This is a genomic window from Streptomyces sp. Mut1, from assembly GCF_030719295.1.
Classification (GTDB): Bacteria; Actinomycetota; Actinomycetes; order Streptomycetales; family Streptomycetaceae; genus Streptomyces; species Streptomyces castrisilvae.
The window spans coordinates 1,517,583-1,543,558 of the sequence record NZ_CP120997.1 but is presented as its reverse complement, the minus strand read 5'-3'; the positions used below and the strand labels follow the sequence as shown (position 1 = coordinate 1,543,558).

At 73.2% G+C, this 25,976-nt stretch carries 22 protein-coding genes, 2 pseudogenes and 1 riboswitch; of the genes and pseudogenes, 9 read left to right on the top strand and 15 right to left on the bottom strand.

Features of this window, described 5'->3' with window-relative positions; all coding sequences use genetic code 11:
• The first annotated feature begins 52 nt into the window (after positions 1 to 52).
• The 4 genes and pseudogenes from P8A18_RS06480 to P8A18_RS34265 all read left to right on the top strand — a co-directional run.
• Complete coding sequence (locus P8A18_RS06480; RefSeq protein ID WP_306052564.1) at positions 53 to 538, top strand: GNAT family N-acetyltransferase; 486 nt, start codon at positions 53 to 55, stop codon at positions 536 to 538.
• Positions 539 to 651: 113 nt separating this feature from the next.
• Positions 652 to 1,371: a DsbA family oxidoreductase gene (locus tag P8A18_RS06475; RefSeq protein WP_306052562.1), complete on the top strand. Its 720-nt coding sequence runs from the start codon at positions 652 to 654 to the stop codon at positions 1,369 to 1,371.
• Between the two features lie 101 nt (positions 1,372 to 1,472).
• Complete coding sequence (locus tag P8A18_RS06470) at positions 1,473 to 2,534, top strand: aminotransferase class V-fold PLP-dependent enzyme (RefSeq protein WP_306052560.1); 1,062 nt, start codon at positions 1,473 to 1,475, stop codon at positions 2,532 to 2,534.
• 111 nt (positions 2,535 to 2,645) lie between these two features.
• Positions 2,646 to 2,858 (top strand): annotated as a pseudogene (locus P8A18_RS34265) (hypothetical protein); the annotation flags it as partial.
• Here the strand turns inward: P8A18_RS34265 and P8A18_RS06465 are convergent.
• The 7 genes from P8A18_RS06465 to P8A18_RS06435 form a co-directional block, all read right to left on the bottom strand.
• The gene (locus P8A18_RS06465; RefSeq protein WP_306052558.1) at positions 2,806 to 3,831 is read right to left on the bottom strand and encodes a VOC family protein; all 1,026 of its coding nucleotides are present in this window, start codon (positions 3,829 to 3,831) and stop codon (positions 2,806 to 2,808) included. The pseudogene P8A18_RS34265 and the gene P8A18_RS06465 overlap by 53 nt on opposite strands.
• A gap of 86 nt (positions 3,832 to 3,917) precedes the next feature.
• On the bottom strand, positions 3,918 to 4,835 hold the full coding sequence (locus tag P8A18_RS06460) for a hypothetical protein (protein ID WP_306052557.1): 918 nt from the start codon (positions 4,833 to 4,835) through the stop codon (positions 3,918 to 3,920).
• Positions 4,836 to 4,983: 148 nt separating this feature from the next.
• Positions 4,984 to 5,877, bottom strand: coding sequence for an ectoine hydroxylase (gene thpD / locus P8A18_RS06455; RefSeq protein WP_306052555.1), 894 nt, complete (start codon positions 5,875 to 5,877; stop codon positions 4,984 to 4,986).
• Positions 5,878 to 5,881: 4 nt separating this feature from the next.
• Positions 5,882 to 6,280, bottom strand: a complete 399-nt coding sequence (locus P8A18_RS06450) for an ectoine synthase (protein WP_018553312.1) — start codon at positions 6,278 to 6,280, stop codon at positions 5,882 to 5,884.
• Between the two features lie 71 nt (positions 6,281 to 6,351).
• Positions 6,352 to 7,614, bottom strand: coding sequence for a diaminobutyrate--2-oxoglutarate transaminase (gene ectB / locus P8A18_RS06445; protein WP_018553313.1), 1,263 nt, complete (start codon positions 7,612 to 7,614; stop codon positions 6,352 to 6,354).
• Between the two features lie 86 nt (positions 7,615 to 7,700).
• The gene (ectA, locus tag P8A18_RS06440; protein ID WP_018553314.1) at positions 7,701 to 8,165 is read right to left on the bottom strand and encodes a diaminobutyrate acetyltransferase; all 465 of its coding nucleotides are present in this window, start codon (positions 8,163 to 8,165) and stop codon (positions 7,701 to 7,703) included.
• A gap of 384 nt (positions 8,166 to 8,549) precedes the next feature.
• Positions 8,550 to 9,656, bottom strand: coding sequence for an aminotransferase class V-fold PLP-dependent enzyme (locus tag P8A18_RS06435; protein WP_306052548.1), 1,107 nt, complete (start codon positions 9,654 to 9,656; stop codon positions 8,550 to 8,552).
• Between the two features lie 136 nt (positions 9,657 to 9,792).
• Here P8A18_RS06435 and P8A18_RS06430 point away from each other — a divergent pair, with 136 nt between their 5' ends.
• Complete coding sequence (locus P8A18_RS06430; RefSeq protein WP_306052546.1) at positions 9,793 to 10,893, top strand: amidohydrolase family protein; 1,101 nt, start codon at positions 9,793 to 9,795, stop codon at positions 10,891 to 10,893.
• Between the two features lie 322 nt (positions 10,894 to 11,215).
• Entirely contained in the window at positions 11,216 to 12,340 is a 1,125-nt protein-coding gene (locus P8A18_RS06425) for an SCO1860 family LAETG-anchored protein (RefSeq protein ID WP_306052544.1), read from the top strand.
• Between the two features lie 426 nt (positions 12,341 to 12,766).
• On the opposite strand, the pseudogene cobC reads toward P8A18_RS06425, so the two are convergent.
• Positions 12,767 to 14,288 (bottom strand): annotated as a pseudogene (gene cobC, locus P8A18_RS06420) (Rv2231c family histidinol phosphate aminotransferase CobC).
• A 138-nt stretch (positions 14,289 to 14,426) separates the two neighbouring features.
• Between cobC and P8A18_RS06410 the strand changes: the two are divergent.
• Positions 14,427 to 15,149: a ZIP family metal transporter gene (locus tag P8A18_RS06410; RefSeq protein WP_306052540.1), complete on the top strand. Its 723-nt coding sequence runs from the start codon at positions 14,427 to 14,429 to the stop codon at positions 15,147 to 15,149.
• Between the two features lie 5 nt (positions 15,150 to 15,154).
• Here the strand turns inward: P8A18_RS06410 and P8A18_RS06405 are convergent, their stop codons facing one another.
• The 7 genes from P8A18_RS06405 to P8A18_RS06375 form a co-directional block, all read right to left on the bottom strand.
• Positions 15,155 to 16,666 carry a cobyrinic acid a,c-diamide synthase CobB gene (locus P8A18_RS06405; RefSeq protein ID WP_306052538.1) on the bottom strand — a complete coding sequence of 504 codons (1,512 nt, stop codon included), beginning with the start codon at positions 16,664 to 16,666 and terminating at the stop codon, positions 15,155 to 15,157.
• Positions 16,660 to 17,259 carry a cob(I)yrinic acid a,c-diamide adenosyltransferase gene (gene cobO, locus P8A18_RS06400; protein WP_306052536.1) on the bottom strand — a complete coding sequence of 200 codons (600 nt, stop codon included), beginning with the start codon at positions 17,257 to 17,259 and terminating at the stop codon, positions 16,660 to 16,662. The genes P8A18_RS06405 and cobO overlap by 7 nt, the downstream gene beginning before the upstream one ends.
• On the bottom strand, positions 17,259 to 19,310 hold the full coding sequence (locus P8A18_RS06395; protein WP_306052535.1) for a putative cobaltochelatase: 2,052 nt from the start codon (positions 19,308 to 19,310) through the stop codon (positions 17,259 to 17,261). Before P8A18_RS06395 ends, cobO begins: the two co-directional genes overlap by 1 nt.
• On the bottom strand, positions 19,307 to 20,869 hold the full coding sequence (locus P8A18_RS06390) for a cobyric acid synthase (protein WP_306052533.1): 1,563 nt from the start codon (positions 20,867 to 20,869) through the stop codon (positions 19,307 to 19,309). The genes P8A18_RS06395 and P8A18_RS06390 overlap by 4 nt, the downstream gene beginning before the upstream one ends.
• Positions 20,866 to 21,879: a cobalamin biosynthesis protein gene (locus tag P8A18_RS06385; RefSeq protein WP_306052531.1), complete on the bottom strand. Its 1,014-nt coding sequence runs from the start codon at positions 21,877 to 21,879 to the stop codon at positions 20,866 to 20,868. Before P8A18_RS06385 ends, P8A18_RS06390 begins: the two co-directional genes overlap by 4 nt.
• 144 nt (positions 21,880 to 22,023) lie before the next feature.
• Positions 22,024 to 22,152, bottom strand: a riboswitch (cobalamin riboswitch).
• A 150-nt stretch (positions 22,153 to 22,302) separates the two neighbouring features.
• Entirely contained in the window at positions 22,303 to 22,536 is a 234-nt protein-coding gene (locus P8A18_RS06380) for a hypothetical protein (protein WP_306052529.1), read from the bottom strand.
• A gap of 50 nt (positions 22,537 to 22,586) precedes the next feature.
• Positions 22,587 to 23,858, bottom strand: coding sequence for an inorganic phosphate transporter (locus P8A18_RS06375; protein WP_018553327.1), 1,272 nt, complete (start codon positions 23,856 to 23,858; stop codon positions 22,587 to 22,589).
• Positions 23,859 to 23,990: 132 nt separating this feature from the next.
• Here P8A18_RS06375 and P8A18_RS06370 point away from each other — a divergent pair, with 132 nt between their 5' ends.
• Both P8A18_RS06370 and P8A18_RS06365 read left to right on the top strand, forming a co-directional pair.
• Entirely contained in the window at positions 23,991 to 24,650 is a 660-nt protein-coding gene (locus P8A18_RS06370; RefSeq protein ID WP_306052527.1) for a class II aldolase/adducin family protein, read from the top strand.
• 72 nt (positions 24,651 to 24,722) lie between these two features.
• Positions 24,723 to 25,850 carry an alpha/beta hydrolase gene (locus P8A18_RS06365; protein ID WP_306052525.1) on the top strand — a complete coding sequence of 376 codons (1,128 nt, stop codon included), beginning with the start codon at positions 24,723 to 24,725 and terminating at the stop codon, positions 25,848 to 25,850.
• Positions 25,851 to 25,976: the final 126 nt, after the last annotated feature.

Sequence of the window (25,976 nt, the reverse complement as noted above, 5' to 3'; positions counted from 1 at the left end):
CCTCTGAACCCCGTACGGCAACCGGCCGCGGGCCGGGCGCGTCCCTCACTTCATGATCCGTACAGCTACCGCCGCCGATCTCGACGCCATAGTCACCCTGCACACCGAGGCACGCGCCACCTACTACCGGGGCCACCTGCCCGAGGAGGAGTACGCGGGCGCCGCCGAGGTGGCCCGCAGCCGGGACGGCTGGGCGGGAGCCATCGGCCGGGACGACGCCACCGTGCTCTGCGCGGAACGGGACGGCGCCCTCGTCGGCATCGCCGCCTACTCGGTACGCGAAGGCTCCGCGCACCTCTCCCAGTTCCATGTGTCCCCGGCCCACTGGCGCGAGGGCGTCGGCAGCGCCCTGCACATCGCGTGCGTGGCCGGCTGGCAGCGCCACGGCGTGACGGAGGCCCGCCTGGAGGTCTTCGCCCCCAACACGGGAGCCCAGGCCTTCTACTCCGCCTGCGGCTGGACCCCCGACCCGGACGGTCCCCGCTCGGGCGACCACCTGGTGCTGTGCCGCGCCGTGCCGCCGGCCGGGCAGCGCTGAGCGGGAGAGCGGTGGCGGGAATGGCACGGGCCCCGCATGCGTTGGGGCGGGGAGCGGAGGGTGCCTCCGCGCTGTGTGAGCAGCCGCCCGAGAGTCCGGAGAGAAGAAGAGTCATGCGCGTCGAGATCTGGAGCGACATCGCCTGCCCGTGGTGCTACATCGGCAAGGCCCGCTTCGAGAAGGGCCTCGCGGGCTTCGCCCACCGCGACGACGTCGAGGTGGTGCACCGCTCCTTCGAGCTGGACCCCGGGCGTGCCAAGGGCGACACCGGGCAGGTCATCGACATGCTGGCGCAGAAGTACGGGCGCACCCCCGAGGAGGCCCGCTCGATGGAGGCCAACGTCGCGTCCAACGCGCGGGCCGAGGGGCTCGGCTACCGCGCCGAGGGCCGCGACCACGGCTCCACGTTCGACATCCACCGGCTGCTGCACCTGGCCAAGGCACGCGGCCGCCAGGACGAGCTGCTGACCCTCGCCTACCGGGCGAACTTCGCCGAGGAGCGTTCCGTCTACGACGACGCGGTGCTGGTGGAGCTGGCCGTCGAGGCGGGTCTCGACGCGGACGAGGCGCGCACGGTGCTCGCCGACCCGAACGCGTACGCCGCCGAGGTGCGGGCCGACGAGCGGGAGGCGTCCGAGCTGGGCGCCAACGCCGTGCCGTTCTTCGTCTTCGACCGGCGTTACGGCATCTCCGGCGGCCAGCCCGCCGAGGTCTTCGCCCAGGCGCTGGAGCAGGCGTGGAAGGACCGTCCGGTGACCGCGTCCGGCACGGACGCGGCGGCCTGCGACGCCGACGGGGCGTGCGAGGTGCCGGGGGCGGCCGGGAACGCCTGACCCACGCGGGCCGCGGCAGCCCCGGGGCATAAGCATGGCTTGGGGTTTTCCGTGAAATATTATCAATTGACCGGAGGTCGGGGAGGCACCAGGCTGGGCGCATGATGACGTCTTCGCTCAGCCGTGCCGTGGCCGACGAGTTCGCGCCGGAGACCACCTACCTCAACACCTCCACCTGCGGGCTGCTGCCCCGCCGCACCGTCGACGCCGTGAAGGCCCTCGCCGAGGAGAACGCCCGTGGCGGCAGGGCCGGGTCGGGGGACTTCGAGGCGGTGGACCGGGCCCGGGACGGGTTCGCCCGCATCGCCGGGGTCCCGGCCGGCCGGGTCGCCGTCGGCAGCTCGGTCGCGGGCCACGTCGGGCTGATCGCTTCCTCGCTGCCGCCCGGGGCCGAAGTCCTGGCGCCCGAGGGAGAGTTCAGCTCGGTGGTCAGCCCGTTCGCGGTCCGGGGCGACCTCACCGTGCGGTACGTGCCGCTGGCGGAGCTGGCCGACGCCGTGCGGCCCGGGACCGCGCTGGTCGCCTTCTCGTCGGTGCAGTCCGCCGACGGCCGGCGCGCCGACCTGGACGCGGTCCGGGCCGCGGCCGCCGCCCACGGCGCCCGGACGCTGCTGGACGCCACCCAGTCGGCCGGCTGGCTGCCGCTGGACGCCGGGGCGTACGACTACACGGTCACCGCGGGCTTCAAGTACCTGCTCTGCCCCCGGGGCACGTCGTTCCTCACCGTCACCGAGGAGGCGCAGGCGGAGCTGAGGCCCGTCTTCGCCGGATGGGTCGCGGCCGAGGACCCGTGGGGCAGCACCTACGGGCCGGTCACCGAGCTCGCGTCCGACGCCCGCCGCTACGACGAGCCGCCCGCCTTCCTCGCGTACCACGGCGCCGAACAGTCCCTCGCGCTGCTCCACGAGACCGGCATCGAGCCGCTGCACGCCCACGCCACCGGGCTCGCCGACCGCTTCCGCGCGGGGCTGGCGGAGCTGGGCCGCACCCCGGTCCCGGCGGACACCGCCGTCGTCGCGGTGCCGGGGCTCGGCGACCGGGCGCCGGAGCTGGAGCGGGCCGGGGTGATGGTCGCCGGGCGGGCCGGCAACCTTCGGGCGTCCTTCCACCTGTACAACACCGAGGCCGACGTCGACCGCGCGCTGGAGGTCCTCGCCGGCTGACGCACCGGAGCACCGGAGCGTGGGGCACGGGGGCCACCGGCGGTCCGCCGCGTCAGCGGGACGGGCCGTCCGGCCTGCGCACCGGACAGCCGGCGGTCCGCCGCGTCAGGCACGATGTGGTCCTACGCCGACGGCATCGCGGCCGGCCGCCCCGCCGTCACCCGCCACCGCCTCGGCGAGGGCAGCGCCTGGGAGAACCAGGCCCTGTTCGGCTACGGCACGGAGCTGCTCCCGGCGGCGAACTGGTTCTCCCACAGGCAGCCGCGCGGGGTCACCCTTGCGGGGCGGCGTCGAGCGGGGCGCCGTGCCACTTCCACGAGGTGACGCGCTCGCGGCCCGGCAGGTCGCCGCGGCCGGTGGACCAGAGCAGGACGGCCCACCGGTCCGCGTCGTCCGGGGCGTCGGGGAAGAGCCGGGCCAGCACCCGGTCGCACAGGGCGGCGGGCGGCTCCCAGGAGACGCGCAGGCCCGACGCGATGTCATGGGCGTGCACCAGGGTCTCCACGACGCCCATGGCCGCGAAGCCCTCCGGGTCGGAGACCCCGTACCCGTGGTACGAGCGGAGGGCCGGCGAGGCCGTACGCGCCATCGCCGCCAGCAGCGCGCCGCTCGCCTCCAGGGTCTGGAGCAGTCCCGCCGTGCCGGCCTCCGGGTCGGCGAAGACCGCGTTCCACGGTCCGCCCTCGCGCCGGGGCCCCCAGTGGTAGGGCACCTCGGTCTCCAGCGGCGGCGTGCGCGGGCCGAGTTGGACGGCGTACGCGAACAGGTCGTCGCTCAGGTGCTCCGCGGTCTCCCAGCAGTCCCAGGCCAGCGTGCCGGCCGGGACACGCCAGTCGGCGTCCGCGGCGGCGGCGAGGGTGTCGACCGTCAGCCGTACCGCCTCGGTCACGTCGTCGGCGGTGACCGGCAGCCGCGTACCGGTGAGCGCGGCCCGTTCACCGGCGCCGCACTCCACGCAGAACTCGTTGCCCTCCGGGTCGGCCAGGGTCGCCCAGCCGCGGCCGTTCGGCTTGCGGTGGTCGGCGACCAGGGTGGCGCCGAGGGCCAGCAGCCGTTCGACCTCCTCGTCCCGGGTGCGGTCGTCGGGCTGGATGTCCAGGTGCACGCGGTTCTTGGTGGCCTTCGGGTCGGGCACGGTGACGAACAGGAGGGCCGCGCCGGGCGTTTCGAGCAGCGCCTCGGGATCACCGGGAAGGTCGTCGTCGGCAAGCGATCCGCCCAGCACCCGCGCCCAGAACGATCCGAGTTCGTAGGCGTTCGCGCAGTCGACGGTGACGTGATGTACGTGAGAGGTCATCCGCCCACTGTCGCCGCCGGACCGTGGCGCGGTCCAGCGAGTTGATTCCGGCGCCGGGCCCCCGCGGGCGGTCGGCCCGGGACCGTTCACTTCCGCTCCTCCACGGTGTACAGCCGCCGTCCCCGCCCCTCCTTGTCCGGGCCCCAGAAGTCGGTGTACTGCGTGTCGTCGACCGAGCCGGAGATCCGGAAGACGCCGACGGGGGTACTGGGCTCCTTCACCTGGAGCGAGCGCTGCTCGCCCTTCGCGTCGAGGTAGTCCACCCTCAGGTGGTACTCGACGTACTCCTTGCCCAGGAGCTTCGCCTCCACGGCCATGACGAAGCCCTTTCCCGCTTCGAGGACCTGTGACGTGCTGGCGAAGTACGGCCTTCCGGCCCGGGTGAACACGGGAGACCGCTCGTCCAGGTCCAGCCTGACCTCGATGCTCTCCTCGGCCTCGCCTCCGAGGGGTTCGATCATCGTGGCGTGGAGCGCCCCGGAGCGGCGCGTGATCACGGGGACGATGTCGACGACCCGGACCGTGGAGGAGGAGACATTGGTGACGGCGATCTTGTACGCGGTCTTGTGTTTCGACGTGGCCCTGATCTTCCGCAGCAGGCTGTTCCATTCCTCCAGGGACGTGTCTCCACGGGTCACCGCGTCCGTGTCCGCCCCCGTCACGCGGTGCTCGGAGACGAGGAAAGGGCCGCCCTCCTCCGGTATGACCGCCACCTTGACCGGGACCGCCGGGTCCGGGCGCGGTGCGGCGGGGGCCGGTGACGTCCCGTCCTGCGGTGCGGCGGCGGCCGGTTTCCCGTCACCGCTCAGCGCGTCCGTGACGGCGTCCTGGAGCGTGGTGCCCAGGCCGGTGATGAGGCCGACGATCACGGCGGACACCCCGGCCAGCACCGACGCGGTGATGACCGTACGGGCCGAATTCCGCTCGGCCGGCGGGCCGTCCGTGCTCCGTCGCCGTTCGGACACCCGTCGGAGGCGCTCGCCCTGACCGGTCCGTCGCGCCATGGTTCCCCCCACACTTACGCACACATTCGGAGTTCCGTGATTCTAATGGGGTGTCCGGGGGCGGCCCACAGGAATACCGGTGTGCGGTGATCAAGCCGAAGGGCGGTACGCGCAGCCGCGTACCGCCCCAACAGGCTTTTCGGGAAAGCTACTTCACCGGAGTGAAGTCGCGCGCCCCGATGAACTCCGGGCGGCGGATCGGAGCCGCGAAGGGCTCCTGGGCCGTGTTCTCCACACTGTTGAACACGATGAACACGTTGCTGCGCGGATACGGGGTGATGTTGTCGCCCGAGCCGTGCATCGCGTTGCAGTCGAACCAGGTCGCCGAACCGGCCTTGCCCGTGAAGAGCTTGATGCCGTGCCGGTCGGCCATCTTCGTCAGCGCCTCGTCGGACGGGGTGCCGGCGTCCTGCATCTGGAGCGACTTCTTGTAGTTGTCCTTCGGCGTCTCACCCGCGCACCCGAGGAACGACTTGTGCGAGCCGGGCATGATCATCAGCCCGCCGTTGGTGTCGTAGTTCTCGGTCAGCGCGATCGACACGGACACCGTCCGCATGTTCGGCAGACCGTCCTCGGCGTGCCAGGTCTCGAAGTCCGAGTGCCAGTAGAACCCCGAGGCACCGAAACCGGGCTTGACGTTGATCCGCGACTGGTGGACGTAGACGTCCGAGCCGAGGATCTGGCGGGCCCGGCCCACCACCCGCTCGTCGCTGACCAGCCGGGCGAAGACCTCGCTGATCCGGTGGACCTCGAAGACCGACCGTACGGACTGCGACTTCGGCTCGATGATCGAGCGTTCGTCCGCGCGTACGGCGGGATCGGCGATCAGCCGCTCCAGCTCGGCGTGGTAGCCGGCCACCTCGTCCGGGGCGATCAGCTGCCCGACGGTGAGGAAGCCGTCGTGCTCGTAGCCCTGCAGTTCCTTCGCGGTGATGGGACCCGGCGCGCCCGGCGCGGACCAGATGACCGGGTCCTGGCGGGGAGTGGTCATCTCGGCGGCGCCGCGCGAGGGGTACAGGTCGTTGCGTGCGTCGGTGGTCATGGGCTCAGCCCTCCTCGGTCAGCAGTGGATAGACACCGTTCTCGTCGTGCTCCTCCCGTCCGGTGACCGGCGGGTTGAAGACGCAGACGCAGCGGAAGTCCGTCTTGGGACGCATCGTGTGGTGCTCGTGGCCGTTGAGCAGATACATCGTGCCCGGCGTGATCCAGTGCTTCTCACCGGTCTCGTCGTTGGTCAGCTCGGCCTCGCCCTCCACACACAGGACCGCCTCGATGTGGTTCGCGTACCACATCGACGTCTCGGTCCCGGCGTACATCGTGGTCTCGTGGAGCGAGAAGCCGACCTTCTCCTGGGCGAGCACGATGCGCTTGCTCTCCCAGGTGCCGGAAGCGGCCTTCACATGCCGGTCGGTGTTCTCGATGTCGGCGAACGATCGGACGATCACGGTGGCTCGGTGCCTTTCTCTCTACGACGTGTTGCGTGCCGGGGGGCCGCCGCGGCGGCCCCCCGGTGGTCTCAGGCGGTCTCGCGGACGGCGCGGGCCAGCGTGCGCAGGCCCTCGTCCAGCTCCTCCGGGGTGATGGTGAGCGGCGGCAGCAGCTTCACGACCTCGCTCTGCGGGCCCGAGGTCTCCAGCAGCAGCCCCAGCTGGAACGCGCGGGCGCAGACGGCCGAAGCGCGCGCCGGGTCCTCGAACTCCAGGCCCCAGACCAGGCCCCGGCCGCGGAAGCGCGCGGTCTCGTGCTCGCCGCAGATGGCCAGCATCGTCTGCTCGACCTGCTCGCCCCTGGCCAGCGTCTGCTTCTCCATCTGGCCGTCCGACCAGTAGGCGTCGAGCGCGGCGGCGGCGGTGACGAACGCCGGGTTGTTGCCCCGGAAGGTGCCGTTGTGCTCGCCCGGCTCCCAGACGTCCAGCTCCGGCTTGAACAGGCACAGGGACATGGGCAGTCCGTAGCCGCTGATGGACTTCGACAGCGTCACGATGTCCGGCGTGATGCCGGCCTCCTCGAAGGAGAAGAAGCCGCCGGTACGCCCGCAGCCCATCTGGATGTCGTCGACGATCAGCAGCATGTCCTGGCGGTGGCACAGGTCCTGGAGCGCGCGCAGCCACTCGGCGCGGGCCACGTTGATGCCGCCCTCGCCCTGGACCGTCTCCACGATCACGGCGGCCGGGTGGTTGAGGCCGGAGCCCTGGTCCTCCAGCAGCCGCTCGAACCAGAGGAAGTCCGGGACCTGGCCGTCGAAGTAGTTGTCGAACGGCATAGGCGTGCCGTGCACCAGCGGGATGCCGGCGCCGGCCCGCTTGAAGGCGTTGCCGGTCACGGCCAGCGAACCGAGCGACATGCCGTGGAAGGCGTTGGTGAACGAGACGACGGACTCGCGGCCCTTGACCTTACGGGCCAGCTTCAGCGCCGACTCGACGGCGTTGGTGCCCGTCGGGCCGGGGAACATCACCTTGTACGGCAGGTCGCGCGGCCGCAGGACGACGTTCTGGAAGGTTTCGAGGAAGGCCCGTTTGGCGGTGGTCGCCATGTCGAGGCCGTGCGTGATGCCGTCGCGTTCGATGTAGTCGATCAGCGCGCGCTTGAGCACGGGGTTGTTGTGGCCGTAGTTGAGCGAGCCGGCGCCGGCGAAGAAGTCCAGGTACGAGTGGCCGTCCTCGTCGGTCAGCCGGGCGCCCTGGGCGCGGTCGAAGACGGCGGGCCAGCCGCGGCAGTAGCTCCGTACCTCGGACTCGAGGGTCTCGAAGACACTGAGGGCGGGCGGGGTGATGGTCACAGCGGGTCTCCTGCGTGAGGTGGTGTGACGGGCGGCGGTGAAGGTTGGCTGCGGCGGGCCTGCGGCCCGGCGGAGGAAGTGCCTGCTCAGGCGTGGAACGGGCCGATGCGGTAGAGCACTTCCGGCAGATGGGTGCCTTCGGGGAACAGGCCGCCGTCGAAGAGCACCTCGCGCTCCAGAGCCACGTCGTGGCGCTGCGCGTAGGAGGTGAACAGGCGGTCCGATGCGGTGTTGTCCGGGGTGACGGTCGTCTCGACCGAGGCCAGGCCCTGTTCGGCGGCGACGCGCGCGGTCAGGGAGTCCAGCAGCTTCGCCGCCAGACCGGTCCCGCGGTGGCCGTGGTCGACGGCCACCTGCCAGACGACGAGGGTCTCGGGTCGGTCGGGCCTGATGTACCCCGTCACGAAGGCGACCGGGTCACCGGTCTCGTCGCGAGCGACCACGGAGGTCGCGGCGAAGTCACGACACCACAGCAGGTAGCTGTACGAGGAGTTGAGGTCCAGTACCTCGGAGTCGCGGGCAATGCGCCAGATCGCGGCTCCGTCCTCCACTCGTGGGGTGTCGATGGTGATGAATTCGCTTCGGGCACTTGCAAAATCTGCTGGTGCGGCGGTCATGGCAATTGAATTTACCCAGCAAATTTCGAAATTGCATCGACGTCAGGGGTTGGGTGGGAAGCTTCTCTGTGTTATCAGGCGGGTGCGCGCACCAGCGCGAATCGCTTCCGTTTCCTCCCGTTTTGGTCGCCATTTATCGGGCAAATCGCCGTGTGTGTGGAGTCGGTCACAAGCTCATAACTCTCTCCACACACAACCGAAATGCGCCCCACGAGTCCCTCTGGAACTGGGGTGTTTAGCCTCGGGGAAAGCGGGCAGAAGAATGCGGGGAGCTGCTCTGAATATGGCAGCTCCCCGCATTTATGGATGCGTCGCGATTTATGCGCTGGGCCAGGTTTCCGAAACGGCCTTCCGGGCAGCTTCCAGATCGACCCGCCGGCCGGCGTCGGCCAGCGCCGCTCCCAGAGCCGCGAGCGAGGACAGCACCGCGCCCCGCGTCGCATCCACCCCGTAGTGATTGACCCGGATCATCTCCTTGGACAGCGCCCCGCCGCCCGCGATCAGCGGCAGCGAGGGCTCACCCGCGAGCGCCCGCGCGACCAGCTCCGATCCGTCGACACCCTCGGGCGTGCGCAACGTGGTCGCCACCGGGGCCGCGTCCCGTGCCTCGTGCACGTACGGGGTCAGACCGCCGCCCAGTGCCAGTGCCCCGGCCCGGGTGGCCGCGGCGGCCGCCGCGTGACGGGCCATCAGCGCGTCCTGGCCCTCCGCCTCGATCCGCTCCACGCACGCCTCCAGGGCCAGCATCTCCAGCTGCGCCGGGGCGTGCGGCAGCGCCTTGCGGCCCGCGTCGATCCAGCGCTCCTTCCAGTCGAGCAGCGACAGGTAGGAGCGGCGGGGGGCCCGCGGGTTGGCGGCGATCCGCTCCCAGGCCCGCGCGCTCACCGACACCGTCGACACCCCGGCGGGCCCGCCCATCGCCTTCTGCGCGCCGATCACGCACAGGTCCACGCCCCAGACGTCCGGCAGCAGCGGCTCGGCGCCCACCGAAGCGACGGCATCCAGCATGAACAGCGCCCCGTGCGCCCGTACGACCTCGCCGATCTCCGCGACCGGATTGGTGTTCCCGGTCGCCGCCTCGGCGTGGACCAGCGAGACGAAGTCGATCTCCGGGTGCGCGGCCAGCGCGTCGGCGACCTGGGCGGCGGTGACGGCCGTGTGGAACGGCACCTCCAGGTCGACCACCTCGGCCCCGCAGTCGCGCAGCCAGTTGCCGAAGGTCTGCCCGTAGGGGCCGGTCACCACGTTCAGCGCCGTCGAACCGGGGCGGGCGCCGCCCCGGATGCAGCCTTCGAGGGGGAGCAGCGCCTCGCCCTGCATGATGACGACGTCCTGCTCGGTGGCCAGCAGACCGGCCAACCGCCGCTCGATCGCCGCGAAATGCGCGGGTGTCAGCGGGGCGAGGTCGAGGAAGGGGTGCGTCACGGCGGTGCTCTCTTCGGGTTCGGATCACTGGACGCCCGGCCTGCGGACCGGGCCTGCTCCGAGAGTACCCAGCGCCTGCCGTCGGGCCCCGGCCCGTCCGTGGGGGCCGGCCCCGGCCCCTCGTACAGTGCTGTCCATGAGTGATCACGAGGCGCCACGGGTGCTGCATGTGAAGGGGCGGGTGCTCATCGGGCCCGATGAGGTCAGGGACGAGCTGTGGGCGGTCGGCGGCCGTGTCACCTTCGAGCGGCCGCCCGGGGCGGACGACGCGCTCGTCGTCACCGGCTGGGCGCTGCCCGGCCTGGTCGACGCCCACTGCCACGTCGGCCTCGACCACCACGGCGCCGTCGACACGGCGACCACCGAGCGGCAGGCGCTGGACGACCGGGAGGCCGGCGCGCTGCTCCTGCGCGACGCGGGCTCGCCCGCCGACACACGGTGGATCGACGACCGCGAGGACCTGCCGAAGATCATCAGGGCCGGCCGCCACATCGCCAGGCCCCGCCGCTACACCCGTAACTACGCCTACGAGATCGAGCCCGACGAACTCGTGGCGTACGTCGCCCAGGAGGCGCGCCGGGGCGACGGCTGGGTCAAGCTCGTCGGCGACTGGATCGACCGGGAGGTGGGCGACCTGACCGCCTGCTGGCCGCGCGAGGCGGTCGAGGCGGCCATCGCCGAGGCCCACCGGCTGGGCGCCCGGGTCACCGCGCACTGCTTCGCCGAGGACTCGCTGCGCGACCTCGTGGAGGCCGGCATCGACTGCGTGGAGCACGCAACGGGGCTGACCGAGGAGACCATTCCGCTCTTCGCGGAGCGCGGCGTGGCGATCGTCCCGACCCTGGTCAACATCGCCACCTTCCCCTCCCTGGCGCTGGGCGGCGAGGCCAAGTTCCCGCGCTGGTCCGCCCATATGCGCCGGCTGCACGAACGCCGCTACGACACCGTGCGCGCCGCCTACGACGCCGGGGTGCCGGTGTTCGTCGGCACCGACGCGGGCGGGGTGCTGGCGCACGGGCTGGTGGCCGACGAGGTCGCGGAGCTGGTCAAGGCGGGCATCCCGCCCCTCCAGGCGCTGTCGGCGACGACCTGGGGCGCCCGCGCGTGGCTGGGCAGGCCGGGCCTGGAGGAGGGGGCGCCGGCCGACCTCGTGGTGTACGACGAGGACCCCCGGGCCGACGTCCGCGTGCTGGCGGGGCCGCGCCGGGTGGTCCTGAACGGACGCGTGATCGGCTGACGCACGGGGTTGACCGGCAGTGACTCCGGGGTGGCCCGCTCGTTGAACCCCTTCCGCCCGCGCGGGAGGTGGTGGCCGTGCGCCGCTCGTGCGCGTCCCGAAACGCAGTGAAGCTCAGCGGTTCGGGTGAACGTGACACGCACACGTGCCGGAATATTCGAATACAGGGGCGGAAACCCCCCTTTGGAGTGAACTCACCTCAGGTGTCCGCCAGTTCACCCTCTGTGCGTAAAGATTCACGGAGTCGAGGCCACCGGTGCCCGCGATGTCCCCCATTGGACGGCGCCGGTGGCTCCATGTCTCTTGTGGGGGTTCCACCATCTTGAACAGCAACACCTTCCGCCTCGCCGCCCTGGCGGTCGCCGCGGCTCCCGTCGCCCTGCTGGTCACCGTTCCGGCTCACGCCGCCACCGCGACCACCGCCACGGCCGGCGGCGACGGGAAGGCGAGTGCGGTCGTGCTCCGCACCGCGCTCGACGTCTCCCTCCTGAACAAGACGGTCGACGTGCCGTTGAAGGCCACGCTCAACGAGGTCCAGGCTCCGCGCAGCGCCGAGCGGACCGCGCTCAGCGTGCGGCTCGACGGCGTGGACCAGGGAAAGCCGGTCGACATCCTGCGGGCCGACGTGGCCACCGCGAAGGCGACCGTCGACGAGCACCGCGCCGAGGGCTACAGCAACCTGGCGAAGGCGCGGGTCCACGTGCCCGGACTCGCCGCGCTGTCGCTGATCGAGGTGGAGAAGGTCACCTCCAAGGCGGTGTGCGAGGTGGGCGCCGAGCCGGTCGCCGAGTCCAATGTGCTCGGGCATGTCACGGTGCTCGGCAAGCGCGTCACGCTCACCGCGGACGGCACCACGCGGGTCGCGGTGCCGGAGGTCGGCGACGTGACCCTCGACCTGTCGAAGACGGAGACCACGTCACGCACGGCCGCGGCGGTGGCGCTCCGGCTGAAGGTCTCCGTCAACCCGCTCCACCTGAACGTCGCGGAGGTCGAGGGCGAGGTCACGCTCGCCGAGGCGACCTGCGAGACCCCGAAGCCGGGCCACGGTCACAGCGGGGGTGGCGGCAACGGCGGCGGTGAGAATGGAGGCGGTGAGAACGGCGGCGGTGAGAACGGAGGCGGCGGCAACGGCGGTTCCACCGGGGGTGGTTCGACCGACGGCGGCTCCGGGAACGGCGGTGCGACCGGAGGCGGCGACACCGGCAACGGCGGCTCCACGGGGGGCGGGGACACGGCCGGCGACACGGCCGGTGACACCGGGGACGACGACGGTGGCGGCGACGTGAAGACCCAGACCGGCACGGACCGGGCGCCCGCCGCCGCGACCGGCGACCTCGCGGAGACGGGCAGCAGCTCCAGCACCCCGTACATCGCGGGCGGCGCGGCCCTTCTGCTGGCGGCCGGCGCCGCCGCGATGGTCGTGACCAGGCGCCGCGCGCGCGGCTGACGAAGCCGGGGGGAACGGGGGGACCGGGGGCGGGGGAGGAGAACGGGGAGCGGGGGAGCGGGGGAGCGGGGGAGCGGGGAGGAAAGCGGGGGTGGTGAGCGGTGCTCCGGACGCGGGGCACCGCTCACGCGTGTGTGCGCCGACCCAGATACGGAGCACCGATCATCTCGAGGGCTGCCGCTCCAGGATCGGAGCACCGCTCACTATCCGGGCGCCGCCCCACAGGCAGAGCACCGCACACCTACCCGAGCGCCGTCCCGCATGCAGAGCACCGCTCACCACAAGGGCTGGCGCTCCGGGAGCAGAGCACCGCTCACCGCCCGGGCGCCGCCCCACAAGCAGAGCACCGCACACCTACCCGGGCGCCGCCCCACAAGCAGAGCGCCGCTCACCACCCGGGCGCCGCCCACCCCGCAAGGCAGTCGGCTACCGCCCCGCCACCGTCAGTGCCTGGAGGGCCAGGTCGAGTGCCTGGAGGAAGCGATTCGTCGTCGTACGGTCGCGCACCGCCAACCGCAGCCACTCGGTGCCGAGCCCGGGAAACGTATCGCCGCGCCGCGCCGCGAAGCCCAGCATCCGCAGCCGTTCCCGTATCTCCGCGGCCCCTTCGAGGCGGACCAGTACGAACGGCCCCTCGGCCGGCTCCACCACCCGGATCTCGGAGAACTCCCGCAGGCCGGCGACCAGATGGGCCCGGTCGACCGCGATCCGGTCGGCCGCCGCGGCCGCCTCGGCCAGCGCCCGGGGCTCCACGCACGCCTCCGCCGCGGCCAGCGCCGGGGACGAGACAGGCCACAGGGGCTGCGCCTCCTCCAGGGTGCGGATGGTCTCCGGCGCGGCCGCCACGTATCCGACGCGGAGCCCAGCGAGCCCCCACGTCTTGGTGAGGCTGCGCAGGACGACGAGCCCCGGGATGTCCGTACGCCCGCACAGCGCCTCGCGCTCGCCCGGGACCGCGTCCATGAACGCCTCGTCGACCACCAGGGTCCGCCCGGGGCGGGCCAGCCGTTCCAGGACGCCGACGGGATGCAGGACGGAGGTCGGGTTGGTCGGATTGCCGACGACGACCAGGTCCGCTTCGGCGGGCACGTCCGCCGGGTCCAGCCGGAAGCCGTCCTCGGGGCGCAGCAGCACCCGCCCCACGTCGTGCCCGGCCGCGCGCAGCGCCGCCTCCGGCTCGGTGAACTGCGGATGGACCACGTACGGCCGCCGGGCCGGCAGGGCGCGCGCGATCAGCACGAACGCCTCCGCCGCGCCGGCCGTCAACAGGAGTCGTTCGGGCGGCAGTCCGTGCCGCGCGGCGACCGCCGCGCGCGCCTGACGCCCGTCCGGGTACGCGGCGAGCGTGGCCAGCGAGGCGGCTATCCGCTCCTTCAGCCAGGCCGGCGGGGTACCGGCCCGTACGTTGACGGCGAGATCGGTCAGATCCCGGTCCTGTCCCCGTACTTCCGCGTCGCCGTGATGACGCAGATCGTGCGCGCCCGCGCCTGTCGCGTCGGGACTCTCAGTGGGAGTGTGCATGACCGCCATGGGGGGTGGGTGTGGGGGTGATGGCCGTCGTCGGGGGTCAAGTCCGGCAGGACGACTATGCGCCTCGCACCGGGTTTCACGCAACGGTCCGGAGGGGCCGGCGCACGACCGCGCAGGTGGCCATGGGCGGGCGCCCGCCGCCGGGTGCCGACTTGCGTTTGGGGACGAGGAGTTGGCCGCCGCCGGCGAGTGCCGCGGCCTCGGCGACCGATCCGGTGCCGACGGCGCGGAGCGGTGCGCCGGAGGGGTGCGGCACCTCGATACGGGCCAGCACCTCGGCCGGGTGGGTACGCAGTGGGACGCCGAGCCGGGCGGCGGCGGCGGCGACCCCCGGTTCCCCGGCCTTCGCGTCGACGGTCGCCAACTCCACGACCTCGCGCGGCGAGAGCCCCGCCGCGCGCAGGGCATCGAGGACCAGCCCGGTCACCTCGTCCTCGGACACGCCCCGGGACGCGCCGACGCCGACGACGAGGCGGCCGGCCGCCGGGTCTCCCGCGACCGGCTCGGGCGGACGGCTGAGATGCGGGGACCTGGGTGCATCGGCTAGCAAGAGCGCATGGCGGTGTTCGTCGCGCTCGGCGCGTTCCTGATGACCCTGGCCGGCGGCTGGGTCGCCCAGCGCGTCAGCGACCGCCGCCACCTGGTCCTCGGTTTCGCCGGCGGGCTGATGCTCGGCGTGGTCGGCCTGGACCTGCTGCCGGAGGCGGTGGAGGCCGCGGGCGGCCTCGTCTTCGGCGTACCGGCGGCGCTGCTGCTGTTCGTGGGCGGCTTCCTCGTCGCCCACCTGGTGGAGCGGCTGCTCGCGGTGCGCCAGGCGGCACACGGCGCGGCGGAGGAGCGGGTCCCGCAGGTCGGGCTGACGGCGGCGGCCGCGATGGTCGGCCACAGCCTGATGGACGGGGTGGCGCTCGGCGCGGCCTTCCAGGTCGGCGGCGGCATGGGGGCGGCGGTCGCCCTCGCCGTGATCACGCACGACTTCGCCGACGGCTTCAACACGTACACGATCACCAGCCTGTACGGGAACGCCCGCCGCAGGGCCCTGACGATGCTGTACGCGGACGCGGCGGCGCCCGTCGTCGGGGCGGCGACGACGCTTCTGTTCACCCTTCCGGAGGAACTCCTCGGCTGCTATCTCGGCTTCTTCGGCGGCGCCCTGCTCTACCTCGCCGCCGCCGAGATCCTGCCCGAGGCGCACCACGACCACCCGGCCCGCTCCACCCTGCTGTGCACGATGACCGGAGTGGGCTTCATCTGGCTGGTGGTGGGCCTCGCCCAGTGACCGGCTCACCCCCGGCACCGCTCGACGAACCGCAGCGCCGCGCCGGGCGCCGAGGCCCAGTGGGTGTGCAGATAGCTGGCGTGCACCCCCCGCCGGACGAACCCTTCCACGCGCCGCTCGGGCCGGTGCATGCCCCAGGCCGGATCCTCGCCCGCACCCGGTTCCAGCACGGAACGGTGGAACTCGTGCCCCCGCATCCGCGCCCCGGCCGGTGCCAGCACGTTGTCCACGAGCGCCACGGCGTCCCGGTAACCGAGCGTCAGCCGCTTCGACATCCGCGCCTCGGCGTCGAGGACCCCGCACATCGGCAGCCCGTCCAGCGACCGCGCCAGATACAACAGCCCCGCGCACTCGGCGGCGACCGGCGCCCCCGATTCCGCCAGCTCCGCCACGGCCTTGCGCAAAGGCTCGTTGGCCGACAGTTCGGGCGCGTACACCTCCGGAAACCCGCCCCCGATCACGAGCCCCCGGGTCCCCTCGGGCAACGCCTCGTCCCGCAACGGATCGAACACCACGACCTCGGCCCCGGCAGCGGCGAGCAGCTCGGTGTTCTCGGCGTAGGAGAACGTGAAGGCGGCCCCACCGGCAACAGCGACGACAGGCCGCCCCGCCGAAGCCCCCTCCAGCCCCTCCGGAGCCGAACCCAGCCCCCTCGGCGCCCGTTCCAGCCCCGCCGGAGCCCGCTCCAGCCCCTCCGGCGTTCGAGGAGCGGGGTCCGGGGCGGAGTCCCGGTTACGGGAAGGGGCGGGGAGGGGAACAGCACTCCCACCGAAGGCGCCGCCCACCGCCTCGCCGGCCCCCCAGACCTCACCCGACAGGGGCCCGGCGGACCGCGCCAACGCCAACAGCCCCTCCAGATCGCACCCAGCCGCCACCTGCCCCGCCATCGCCGCGACAGCGGCCACCGCGTCGGCACGCCGCTCCGCCACCGGCACGAGCCCCAGGTGCCGCGAAGGCACCGACACCCCTTCGGCCCGCCGCAGCGCCCCCAGCACCGGCACCCCGGACTCCTCCAGCGCCTCCCGGAGCAGCGCCTCGTGCCGGTCGGAGCCGACCTTGTTGAGGATCACCCCGCCGATCCGCACCCCGGTGTCCCACGAGGCGAAGCCGTGCACCAGGGCCGCCACCGACCGGGACTGCGAGGACGCGTCCACGATCAGCACCACCGGGGCCCGCAGCAGCTTCGCCACGTGCGCGGTCGAGGCCAGCTCGCCGAGGCCCGACGCCCCGTCGTACAGCCCCATCACGCCCTCGACGACGGCAAGCCCGCACCCCTGCGCCCCGTGGGCGAACAGCGGTGCGACCAGATCGGGCCCGCACATGTACGCGTCGAGATTGCGGCCCGGCCGCCCGGTGGCCAGGGTGTGGAAGCCGGGGTCGATGTAGTCGGGGCCCACCTTGTGCCCGGACACGGCGATCCCGCGCGCGGCGAACGCGGCCATCAGCCCCGTCGCGACGGTGGTCTTGCCGCTGCCCGACGAGGGAGCGGCGATGACCAGGCGTGGCACATTCACCACTCGATGCCCCTCTGGCCCTTCTGCCCGGCGTCCATCGGGTGCTTGACCTTCGACATGTCCGTCACCAGGTCCGCCGCTTCGAGCAGCGCGGCGGGCGCGTTGCGGCCGGTGATCACCACGTGCTGGTTGCCGGGCCGGTCGCGCAGCACCCGGACGACCTCGTCGGTGTCGATCCACCCCCAGTGCAGCGGGTAGGCGAACTCGTCGAGCACGTACAGCCGGTACGTCTCGGCGGCCAGGTCGCGCTTGACCTGTTCCCAGCCCTCGCGGGCCTTCGTCTCGTTGTCCTGCTGGTCGTCGCGCTGGACCCAGGACCAGCCCTCGCCCATCTTGTGCCAGTCGACGGACCCGCCCTCGCTGCCGGCGCCGAGCACCTTCAGGGCGTTCTCCTCGCCGACCTTCCACTTCGCCGACTTCACGAACTGGAAGACGCCGATGGGCCAGCCCTGATTCCAGGCGCGCAGCGCGAGCCCGAAGGCCGCCGTCGACTTCCCCTTGCCGACGCCGGTGTGCACCATCAGCAGCGGGCGGTTGCGCCGCTGCCGGGTGGTGAGTCCGTCGTCCGGCACGCTCTCCGGCTGTCCCTGCGGCATTACGCGGCCCTCCTGTCGCTGTTCCCGGGGCCCGCGCCCCGGACGTCCTTGACGAGCCCGGCGATCGATTCGGCGCGCAGCTCGTCGAGCGTGACGGCGGTGCCGCCCAGCTCGCCCGCGAGGCTCGCCGCGAGCCCGAGCCGCACAGGACCCGACTCGCAGTCCACGACGACGGACGCCGTGCCCTCGGCCGCGTGCAGCCGGGCGGCCCGCGCCGCCAGTGCCACCGGGTCGGGCCCGCCGGTCGCCCGCCCGTCCGTCACCACGACCAGCAGCGCCCGCCTCGACGGGTCGCGCAGCCGTTCCACCCGCAGCACGTCATGGGCCTTCAGCAGCCCGGCGGCCACCGGGGTCCGCCCGCCGGTCGGCAGCGTCTCCAGCCGGGCGGCCGCCGCGTCCACGGACGAGGTCGGCGGCAGCGCCAGCTCGGCGTCCCGGCCCCGGAAGGTGACCAGCCCGACCTTGTCGCGCCGCTGGTAGGCGTCCATCAGCAGGGACAGCACCGCGCCCTTCACGGCGCCCATCCGCTGCCGGGCGGCCATCGAACCGGACGCGTCCACGACGAACAGCACGAGGTTGCCCTCGCGCCCCTCCCGCGTCGCCTGCCGCAGATCGTCCCGCCGCACCACGAGCCCCCGCCCGGACCGGCCCCTGGCCCGCTGGTGCGGGGCGGCGGCCCGCACGGTCGCGGCCAGATGCAGCTTGGTCAGCGCACCCCGCGGCCGCCGCGCACCGGTCGTCCGCCCGTGCTCGGTGCGCGCCCGGGACCGCCGCCCCGCCGCGCCCTCGCCGAGACCGGGCACGCTCAGCATCTTCGTACGGAACGGCTCACCGGCCCGTACGGGCTGCTGCTCGCCGCCCTGGCCGGGCACCGAGGGAGCGGGGCCGGACGGCTCGGATTCGGGCCGGCCGGGCGTGTCGTCGGCGCTGTCCGCGGGCGGGGGCGGCGTGTCGGGGCCGTCCCCCCGCGGCGGCAGGCCACCGCCGCCTCCGTCGCCACCGCCGTCACCGGGCCCGTCCGGCTCCGGGTCCTCGTCCCCGCCGCCGTTCTCCTCCAGCGTGTCGTCCAGCTTGTCCTCGTCGAGCCCCGGCGCGTCGAACGGATTGCGCCGGCGCCTGTGCGGGAGCGCGAGCAGTGCCGCCTGCCGGACGTCCTCGGCGAGCACATCGGTGCGGCCCGCCCACGCGGCCAGCGCGGTGGCGGTCCTGGCCATCACGATGTCGGCACGCATCCCGTCGACCTCGAAGGCCGCGCAGGTCGCCGCGATCTGCCGCAACGCCTTGTCACCGAGCCGGACTTCGGGCAGCAGCGCCCGCGCGGCCACGATCCGGGCCCGCAACCGGGCCTCCTCGTCGGCCCAGCGCGCCGCGAAGGCCGCCGGGTCGTCGTCGTACGCGAGGCGCCGCCGCACCACCTCCACCCGCTGGTCGGTCTCCCGGGACGCGGCGACCTCGACGGTCAGCCCGAACCGGTCGAGCAACTGCGGGCGCAGTTCGCCCTCTTCGGGGTTCATCGTGCCGACGAGCAGGAACCGCGCCGCATGCCGTACGGAGACACCTTCGCGCTCCACGTACGAGGCGCCCATCGCTGCCGCGTCCAGCAGCAGGTCGACCAGGTGGTCGTGGAGGAGGTTGACCTCGTCCACGTACAGGATTCCGCGGTGGGCGTCGGCGAGCAGCCCCGGTTCGAAGGCCTTCACGCCCTCCGAGAGCGCCCGTTCGATGTCGAGCGCCCCGACGAGCCGGTCCTCGGAAGCGCCGACGGGCAGCTCCACGGTCCGGGCCGGCCGCGACACGCCGGAGACGTCCTCGTGGGGTCCGTCCGGACACGCCGGGTCGGGCGAAACGGGGTCGCAGGAGAACCGGCAGCCGGGGACGACGGAGACCTGGGGCATCAGCGCCGCCAGCGCGCGCACGGCGGTCGACTTGGCGGTGCCCTTCTCGCCGCGTACGAGGACTCCGCCCACCGCGGGGCTCACCGCGTTGAGCAGCAGACCGAGCCGCAGATCGTCCTGCCCGACGATGGCGGTGAACGGGTAAGGCGTACTCATATGCACTCCTTGGCGGGGGTTGCGGGCGCCGCGGGCGCGCCCGGCGGGATGAACGGAAGCCCGGCCGGCGCGCCCGACTCGATGAGCCGCCACAGCGCGTCGGTGTCGGCGTGTTCCTCGATCAGGTCGCCCAGGCGGTCGAGCTGTTCCTCGCGCAGCGCGGCGAAGCAGGTGTCCGGGGCGGGCACGAAGCGGCGGCCGGTGAGCCGGGCGGTCTCGGTCAGGAACCGGCGGCGGAACGCGTCGCTCTCCAGCGAGCCGTGCCAGTGGGTGCCCCACACGGCCCCGGAGCGGCAGCCGTCCAGCGGTGTGCCCCGCCCGTCCGTGAGGAACGGTTCGCCGCCGCGCACATCGGCGACGCCGTGGTGGATCTCGTACCCCTCGACCGGTGCGCCGAGCGCCTCACCGGCCGGCCGGGCGAGGGTCTTCTCGCGGTCGAACCGCACGCGTACGGGCAGCAGGCCCAGCGCGTCGACCTGCCCGGCGCGCGACTCCACCTCGTCCTCGATGTGCTCGCCGAGGATCTGGTAGCCGCCGCAGATGCCGAGCACCGGGCGGCCTTCGGCGGCGCGCCGCCGCAGCGCGTCGGCGAGGCCCCGCTCGCACAGCCAGGCGAGCGCCTTCACGGTGCCCCGGGTGCCGGGCACGATGACGAGGTCGGCGTCGGCAAGCTCCTCGGCCCGGTCCACGAACCGCACGACGACGCCCGGTTCGGCGGCCAGCGCGTCCACATCGGTGAAGTTGGACATCAGCGGCACCGCGCACACGGCGACGCGCAGGATGTCCTCGCCGTGCGGCGGGGCGACGGCCGACTCGCGCACGGTGCCGCGCAGCGACACACGGAGGCCGTCCTCCTCGTCGATGCCGAGGCCGTGCGCGAAGGGCAGCACCCCGTAGGTGGGGCGGCCCGTCAGATCGCGCAGCATGTCGAGGCCCGGTTCGAGCAGCGAGACGTCGCCGCGGAACTTGTTGACCAGATAGCCCGCGATCAGCTCCTGGTCCTCGGGCGCCAGCAGCGCGGTCGTCCCGAAGAACGAGGCGAAGACCCCGCCGCGGTCGATGTCCCCGACGACCACCACCGGGAAGCGCGCCGCCCGTGCGATGCCCATGTTCACGATGTCCGTGCGCCGCAGGTTGATCTCGGCCGGACTGCCCGCCCCCTCGCAGATCACCGCGTCGTACGTGCCCCGGAGCTGCTCCAGGCAGTCGACGACGGTGGACAGGAGCTTCTCCTGCCGGCCGCCGTGGTAGCCGCGGGCGCTCATCTCACCGACGGGCCGTCCCATCAGGACGACCTGGCTGGAGCGGTCGCCGCCGGGCTTGAGGAGGACCGGGTTCATCAGGGCGGTCGGCTCCACCCGGGCGGCCTGGGCCTGCATCGCCTGGGCGCGCCCGATCTCGGCGCCCTCGCGGGTGACGAAGGAGTTCAGCGACATGTTCTGCGCCTTGAACGGGGCGACCTTCACCCCCCGGCGCACCAGCCAGCGGCAGATCCCGGCGGTGACGACGCTCTTGCCCGCGTCCGACGTGGTTCCGGCGACCAGCAGTCCACCGCTCATCCCGTTCTCCGTCCAGAGGTCCGTCCGGGCGCGTGGGGGCCTGGGCCCCGCCCCGCTCCCGAGATCCGTCGCGCGGCCGCCCCCGCGCCCAGCCGGGCCGCCACGCTGACCCCGAGGGCCAGCACGCCCACCCGGCGCGAGAGGCGCACGGCGCGTTCGATGTCGCCGGTCTCCACCGCGCGGCCGGAACCGCCGTTGAGCACCGGCCGGTGTTCGATCCGCCCGCCGTAGGCGAGGGTGCCGCCGAGCCGTACGCCGAGCGCGCCGGCGAACGAGGCCTCCACCGGCCCCGCGTTGGGGCTGGGGTGCTGGGCCGCGTCCGCCCGCCAGGCGCGTACCGCTTCTCGCGGCCGGCCCCCGGCGGCCACGGCGAGCAGGGCCGTCAGCCGGGCGCCCGGCCAGCCCGCGAGGTCGTCCAGCCGGGCCGATGCCCAGCCGTAACGCCGGTAGCGGGGCGACTTGTGGCCGACCATCGCGTCCAGCGTGTTGGCGGCGCGGAAGCCGACGAGCCCGGGGACGCCGCCCAGGGCGCCCCACACCAGGGCGCCGACCACGGCGTCGGAGGTGTTCTCGGCGACGGACTCCACGACGGCGCGGGCGATCTGCGGGGCGTCCAGGGACTGCGGGTCGCGCCCGCACAGATGCGGCAGCCGCTCCCGGGCCAGCTCGACATCGCCCGCCGCGAGGGCCGCGCCGATGGACCGCGCCTCGCGCCCCAGAGACGTACCGCCGACGACGGACCAGGTGGCGGCGGCGGTCAGGGCTACGGACGCGGCGGGGTGGCGGCGCAGGGCGCGGGCGGCCAGCGCGGCGCTCCCGGCGGCGCCTCCGGCGCAGAGCAGGGTGTGCAGTGCGCCCCAGCCCCGGTGGTCGCGCCAGAGCCGGTGTTCGACGCCTGCCGCGGCCCGCCCGAAGGCGGCGACCGGGTGCCCCCTGCGGGGGTCACCGAGCAGCAGATCGCCGATCAGACCGGCCGTGGCGCCGTACGCGTAGATGCGATCGGCACGCACGGTTCAGCCGGCCGTCACGCCTCGGAGGACCTTCGTACGGGCAGCCGCCCGCGGGGGCGGCGGGGGAACGGTCGCACGGCAGCCGGGCATGGCGATATGTCCTCACTCAGGGTCCGCGCCCTGGTTCGACGTGACGGCGGCGAGAGTCTCCTGGCTTCCGGATCGGCGGTTTCCCCGGTCTTCCAGTCCGCCTCGGCGGGCCGTGACGTGCGGTGGTGGGGACCGCTCCCCGGTGACAGTGGCGGGACCGCGCCGGATTCGCACCGGCTTCCTCTGCTGTCGCCGTAATGGCTCCGGCAGTCCACCACGCCCCGCGAACGCCCGTCAACTTGCTGTTGACCTGCGACGGCGCAGTGTGCGCAGACGCACATCGGGCCGGAAGCGCACGAGGTGCGTCCGGCCCGATGCGAGGGGGAGGAGGTGTCAGGCGACGATCAGATAGATGCCGTACGCGACCGCCGCCGCGCACAGCCCGAAGCAGACGTACGCGCCGGCGCGGGCCAGCAGGAGCGAGGTGCCCGCCCGGCCGCCCCGCGTGGCAGGCTCGGGCTGCTTGGAGAGGCCGACGATGCCGAGGGTGAAGAGGCCCACCAGAGCGACGGTGGTGACGAGGGAGACGCCGAAGACGGTTCCCAGGGCTGCCCAGTCGATGTTCATGCGGAGTGTCCTTACCGAGTACCGGAGTACCGGGATGAGTGCCGGGTCGCTCAGACCGTGGCGGGCCGGGGAGGATCGGCGACGGGTGCCGCGGGGGCCGGGATGGTGGCGGTGAGGTCGTGGGCCTGGGCGGCGATGGTGGGCGGCGGGCTGACGGCCGCGATGGCGGTGGTGACGACGCCCGCGGGTTCGGCCGCGATCCCGTCCCCGGAGCCGGGCGCGACATCGCCGTGGCCGACGGGCTTACGGCGGGAGAGCACCCAGATCGTGCCGGAGCCGGCGACCAGCAGGGCCGCGACGACCACGACGCCCCAGGTGCCCTGCTTCGTGAGGAACTCCGCGCCCGCGCCGACCAGTCCCGCGGCCGGCAGGGTCAGTCCCCAGGCGATGAACATCCGGGTGGCGGTGGACCAGCGGACCACGCCTCCCTTGCGGCCGAGGCCCGCGCCCATCACGGCGCCGGAGCAGGACTGGGTGGTGGAGAGGGAGAAGCCGAGGTGCGAGGAGGCCAGGATGACGGTGGCCGCGCCGGTCTGGGCGGCGAAGCCCTGCGGCGGCTTCAGCTCGGTCAGGCCGCTGCCCATGGTGCGGATGATGCGCCAGCCGCCCAGGTAGGTGCCCATCGCGATGGCCAGGCCGGCGCTGACGATGACCCAGACCGGTGGGTTGGAGCCGGGGGAGAGGACGCCGCCGGTGACGAGGGCCAGGGTGATGATGCCCATCGTCTTCTGCGCGTCGTTGGTGCCGTGGGCGAGCGAGACGAGCCCGGCCGACGCGATCTGGCCGGCCCGGTAGCCCTTGGCGGTCGCCTTCTCCTGGGCGTCGTTCCGGATCTTCCCGCCGATCCGGTACGTCAGCCGGGTGGCCAGCAGCGCGGCCAGACCGGCCACGATCGGGGCGGCGACGGCGGGCAGCAGCACCTTGGTGACGACGGTGCCGCCGTTGACCGACGACCAGCCGGCGGACATCACCGCGGCGCCGATGAGGCCGCCGAACAGTGCGTGGGAGGAGCTGGACGGGAGCCCGACCAGCCAGGTCAGAAGATTCCACAGGATGGCGCCGACGAGCGCCGCGAAGATGACCTCGGTTCTGAGGCCGTTCTCATTGACGATCCCGCCGGAGATCGTCTTGGCGACCTCCACGGACAGGAACGCGCCGACCAGATTGAGAACGGCGGACATCGCGACCGCCGTCTTGGGTTTGAGTGCGCCGGTCGAGATGGTGGTGGCCATCGCGTTGGCGGTGTCGTGGAAACCGTTCGTGAAATCGAACACTAGAGCTGTCACGATCACTATCGCGAGCAGCAGCGTGATGTGTTCCATTTACCCAGGCAATCGTTCGACGTCATTGGCACGTGGAACGTAGGCAACTTGAGTGAACGGAAGATGAACTGAGCAGGGCGTTGCGGTGACCCCATCCGGAGCGGGCCGCTCATCCATCGAAAGGATCTTCGTATGAGTGACCGGGACGCGATCGCACAGGCATGGGAAGCGGTCGTCGCCACGGCCCGCAGAACGGCGGCCGAAGGGCTGGTCGTCGGGACCTCCGGAAACGTCTCCGCGCGGGTCGGCGACACCGTGCTCGTCACCCCCAGCGGAGTGCCCTACGAACGGCTCCGCCCCGAGGACGCGGTCGGCGTCGATCCGGAAGGCAACCAGATACTCGGCGAGCTGGCCCCCACCAGCGAACTCCCCCTCCACCTCGCCGTCTACCGGAACACCGGGGCGACCGCCGTCGTGCACACCCACGCGGTGCACGCCACCGCCGTCTCCACGCTCGTCACCGAGGTCCCCACCGTCCACTACGCCGCGGCCGTCCTCGGCGGCACCGTCCGGGTCGCGCCCTACGCCAGATACGGCACCGTCGAACTGGCCGAGAACATGCTCACCGCCCTGCGCGACCGCACCGGCTGCCTGCTCGCCAACCACGGCACGGTCACCTACGGCGCCACGCTCGACGAGGCGTACGACCGCACCGCCCAGCTCGAATGGCTCTGCCGCGTCTGGCTCACCGCCAGTTCCGTGCCCGGCCGCTCCCCGGCCCTGCTCACACCGGACCAGCTGGACGAGGTGGGCGAGGCGCTCAAGGGGTACGGGCAGCGCCGACGGGGTTGAGTCCGCACCCGTCCGGCCACCGGACGGCCCTGTCCACTGGCATCGTGCCGCCCCGGCCCCGAGACTGATGACGTGCGCCCGGTAACAGCGACGGCACTGGCCGTCACCACACTCATCGGCGCCGGAGCGGCAGCGGTCGCGGTCGGCCGGTTCGCCGGCGACCGCGCCCTCAGGACACCGCCCGGACGCCCCCTGCCCGCCGACCGTGAACTCACCGTGCACGCGACAGCGGCCGGACAGATCACCCTGACCCGGTCGCTCACCTCGCTGCGCCCCGGCGTCTACGGGCTGACCGGCAAGGACGTCCACGCCGTCGTCGGCCCCGTGATCGACCGCGCCCACCAGGCCGCCGACACCGTCGTACGCCGGCTGGAACGCGTCGACCACGGCATCCTGGCGCCCGGCGACAAGGTCCGCATGACGCCCCAGGTCCACACCGGCGACCCGGAGACCGCGCTCGGCCTCGCCTTCCGCGAGGTGGAGATCCCCGGCGAACTCGGCGCACTGCCCGCCTGGTACGTACCGGCCCCCCGCTCCACCTGGGTCATCATCGTGCACGGCATCGGCGCCACCCGCGAACAGCCCCTCAACATCATGGGCTTCCTGCACGGACAGCAGCTGCCCGTGCTCAACCTCGCCCACCGCGGCGACCCGGGCGCGCCCCGCTCCCCGGACGGCCGCGGCCACCTCGGCGAGTCCGAGTGGCGCGACCTGGACGCCGCCATCCGCTTCGCCGTCCGCAACGGCGCCGAGCAGGTCGTCCTGCACGGCTGGTCCACCGGCGCCTCCATGGCCCTGCACGCCTGCGTCGGCTCCGCGCTCCGGGACCGGATCTGCGGCCTCGTCCTCGACTCCCCGGTGCTGGACTGGGCCACCACCCTGCGCAGCCTCGCCTCCGCCCGCGGCGTCCCCGCCGCGCTGCTGCCGCTCGCCGTGCGCGCCGCCCAGGGACAGACCGGGCTGCACGGGGCCAGGCTTCTGGACACCACCCTGCCCGCGACCCTGCACACCCCGACGCTGATCTTCCACGGCCCCGACGACACGCTGGCCCCCTGGCTGCACTCCCGCCGGCTCGCCGCCCGCCGCCCCGAACTGATCGCCCTGCACACCGTGGCCGGGGCTCCGCATGCGTCGATGTGGAACGCCGACCCGGCCCACTACGAAGAGACCCTGCGCCGCTTCCTCACGCCCCTGATGTGAGGTGATGCGCCGCTTCGGCCGATTGGTCCCGGCCGGAGCGCGCTGCCTGCGGACACCGGTGCACCGGGTTCCGTTTGGGCTTTCGGGCCGACAGGGGCAAGACTGCTCCCCGTGACGTCCCGTACC

Coding starts and splice junctions, on each gene's coding strand:
- P8A18_RS06480 (WP_306052564.1), top strand. CDS start 53: ATGATCCGTACAGCTACCGCCGCCGATCTCGACGCCATAGTCACCCTG.
- P8A18_RS06475 (WP_306052562.1), top strand. CDS start 652: ATGCGCGTCGAGATCTGGAGCGACATCGCCTGCCCGTGGTGCTACATC.
- P8A18_RS06470 (WP_306052560.1), top strand. CDS start 1,473: ATGATGACGTCTTCGCTCAGCCGTGCCGTGGCCGACGAGTTCGCGCCG.
- P8A18_RS06465 (WP_306052558.1), bottom strand. CDS start 3,831: ATGACCTCTCACGTACATCACGTCACCGTCGACTGCGCGAACGCCTAC.
- P8A18_RS06460 (WP_306052557.1), bottom strand. CDS start 4,835: ATGGCGCGACGGACCGGTCAGGGCGAGCGCCTCCGACGGGTGTCCGAA.
- thpD (WP_306052555.1), bottom strand. CDS start 5,877: ATGACCACCGACGCACGCAACGACCTGTACCCCTCGCGCGGCGCCGCC.
- P8A18_RS06430 (WP_306052546.1), top strand. CDS start 9,793: ATGAGTGATCACGAGGCGCCACGGGTGCTGCATGTGAAGGGGCGGGTG.
- P8A18_RS06410 (WP_306052540.1), top strand. CDS start 14,427: ATGGCGGTGTTCGTCGCGCTCGGCGCGTTCCTGATGACCCTGGCCGGC.
- cobO (WP_306052536.1), bottom strand. CDS start 17,259: ATGCCGCAGGGACAGCCGGAGAGCGTGCCGGACGACGGACTCACCACC.
- P8A18_RS06395 (WP_306052535.1), bottom strand. CDS start 19,310: ATGAGTACGCCTTACCCGTTCACCGCCATCGTCGGGCAGGACGATCTG.
- P8A18_RS06390 (WP_306052533.1), bottom strand. CDS start 20,869: ATGAGCGGTGGACTGCTGGTCGCCGGAACCACGTCGGACGCGGGCAAG.
- P8A18_RS06380 (WP_306052529.1), bottom strand. CDS start 22,536: ATGAACATCGACTGGGCAGCCCTGGGAACCGTCTTCGGCGTCTCCCTC.
- P8A18_RS06375 (WP_018553327.1), bottom strand. CDS start 23,858: ATGGAACACATCACGCTGCTGCTCGCGATAGTGATCGTGACAGCTCTA.
- P8A18_RS06370 (WP_306052527.1), top strand. CDS start 23,991: ATGAGTGACCGGGACGCGATCGCACAGGCATGGGAAGCGGTCGTCGCC.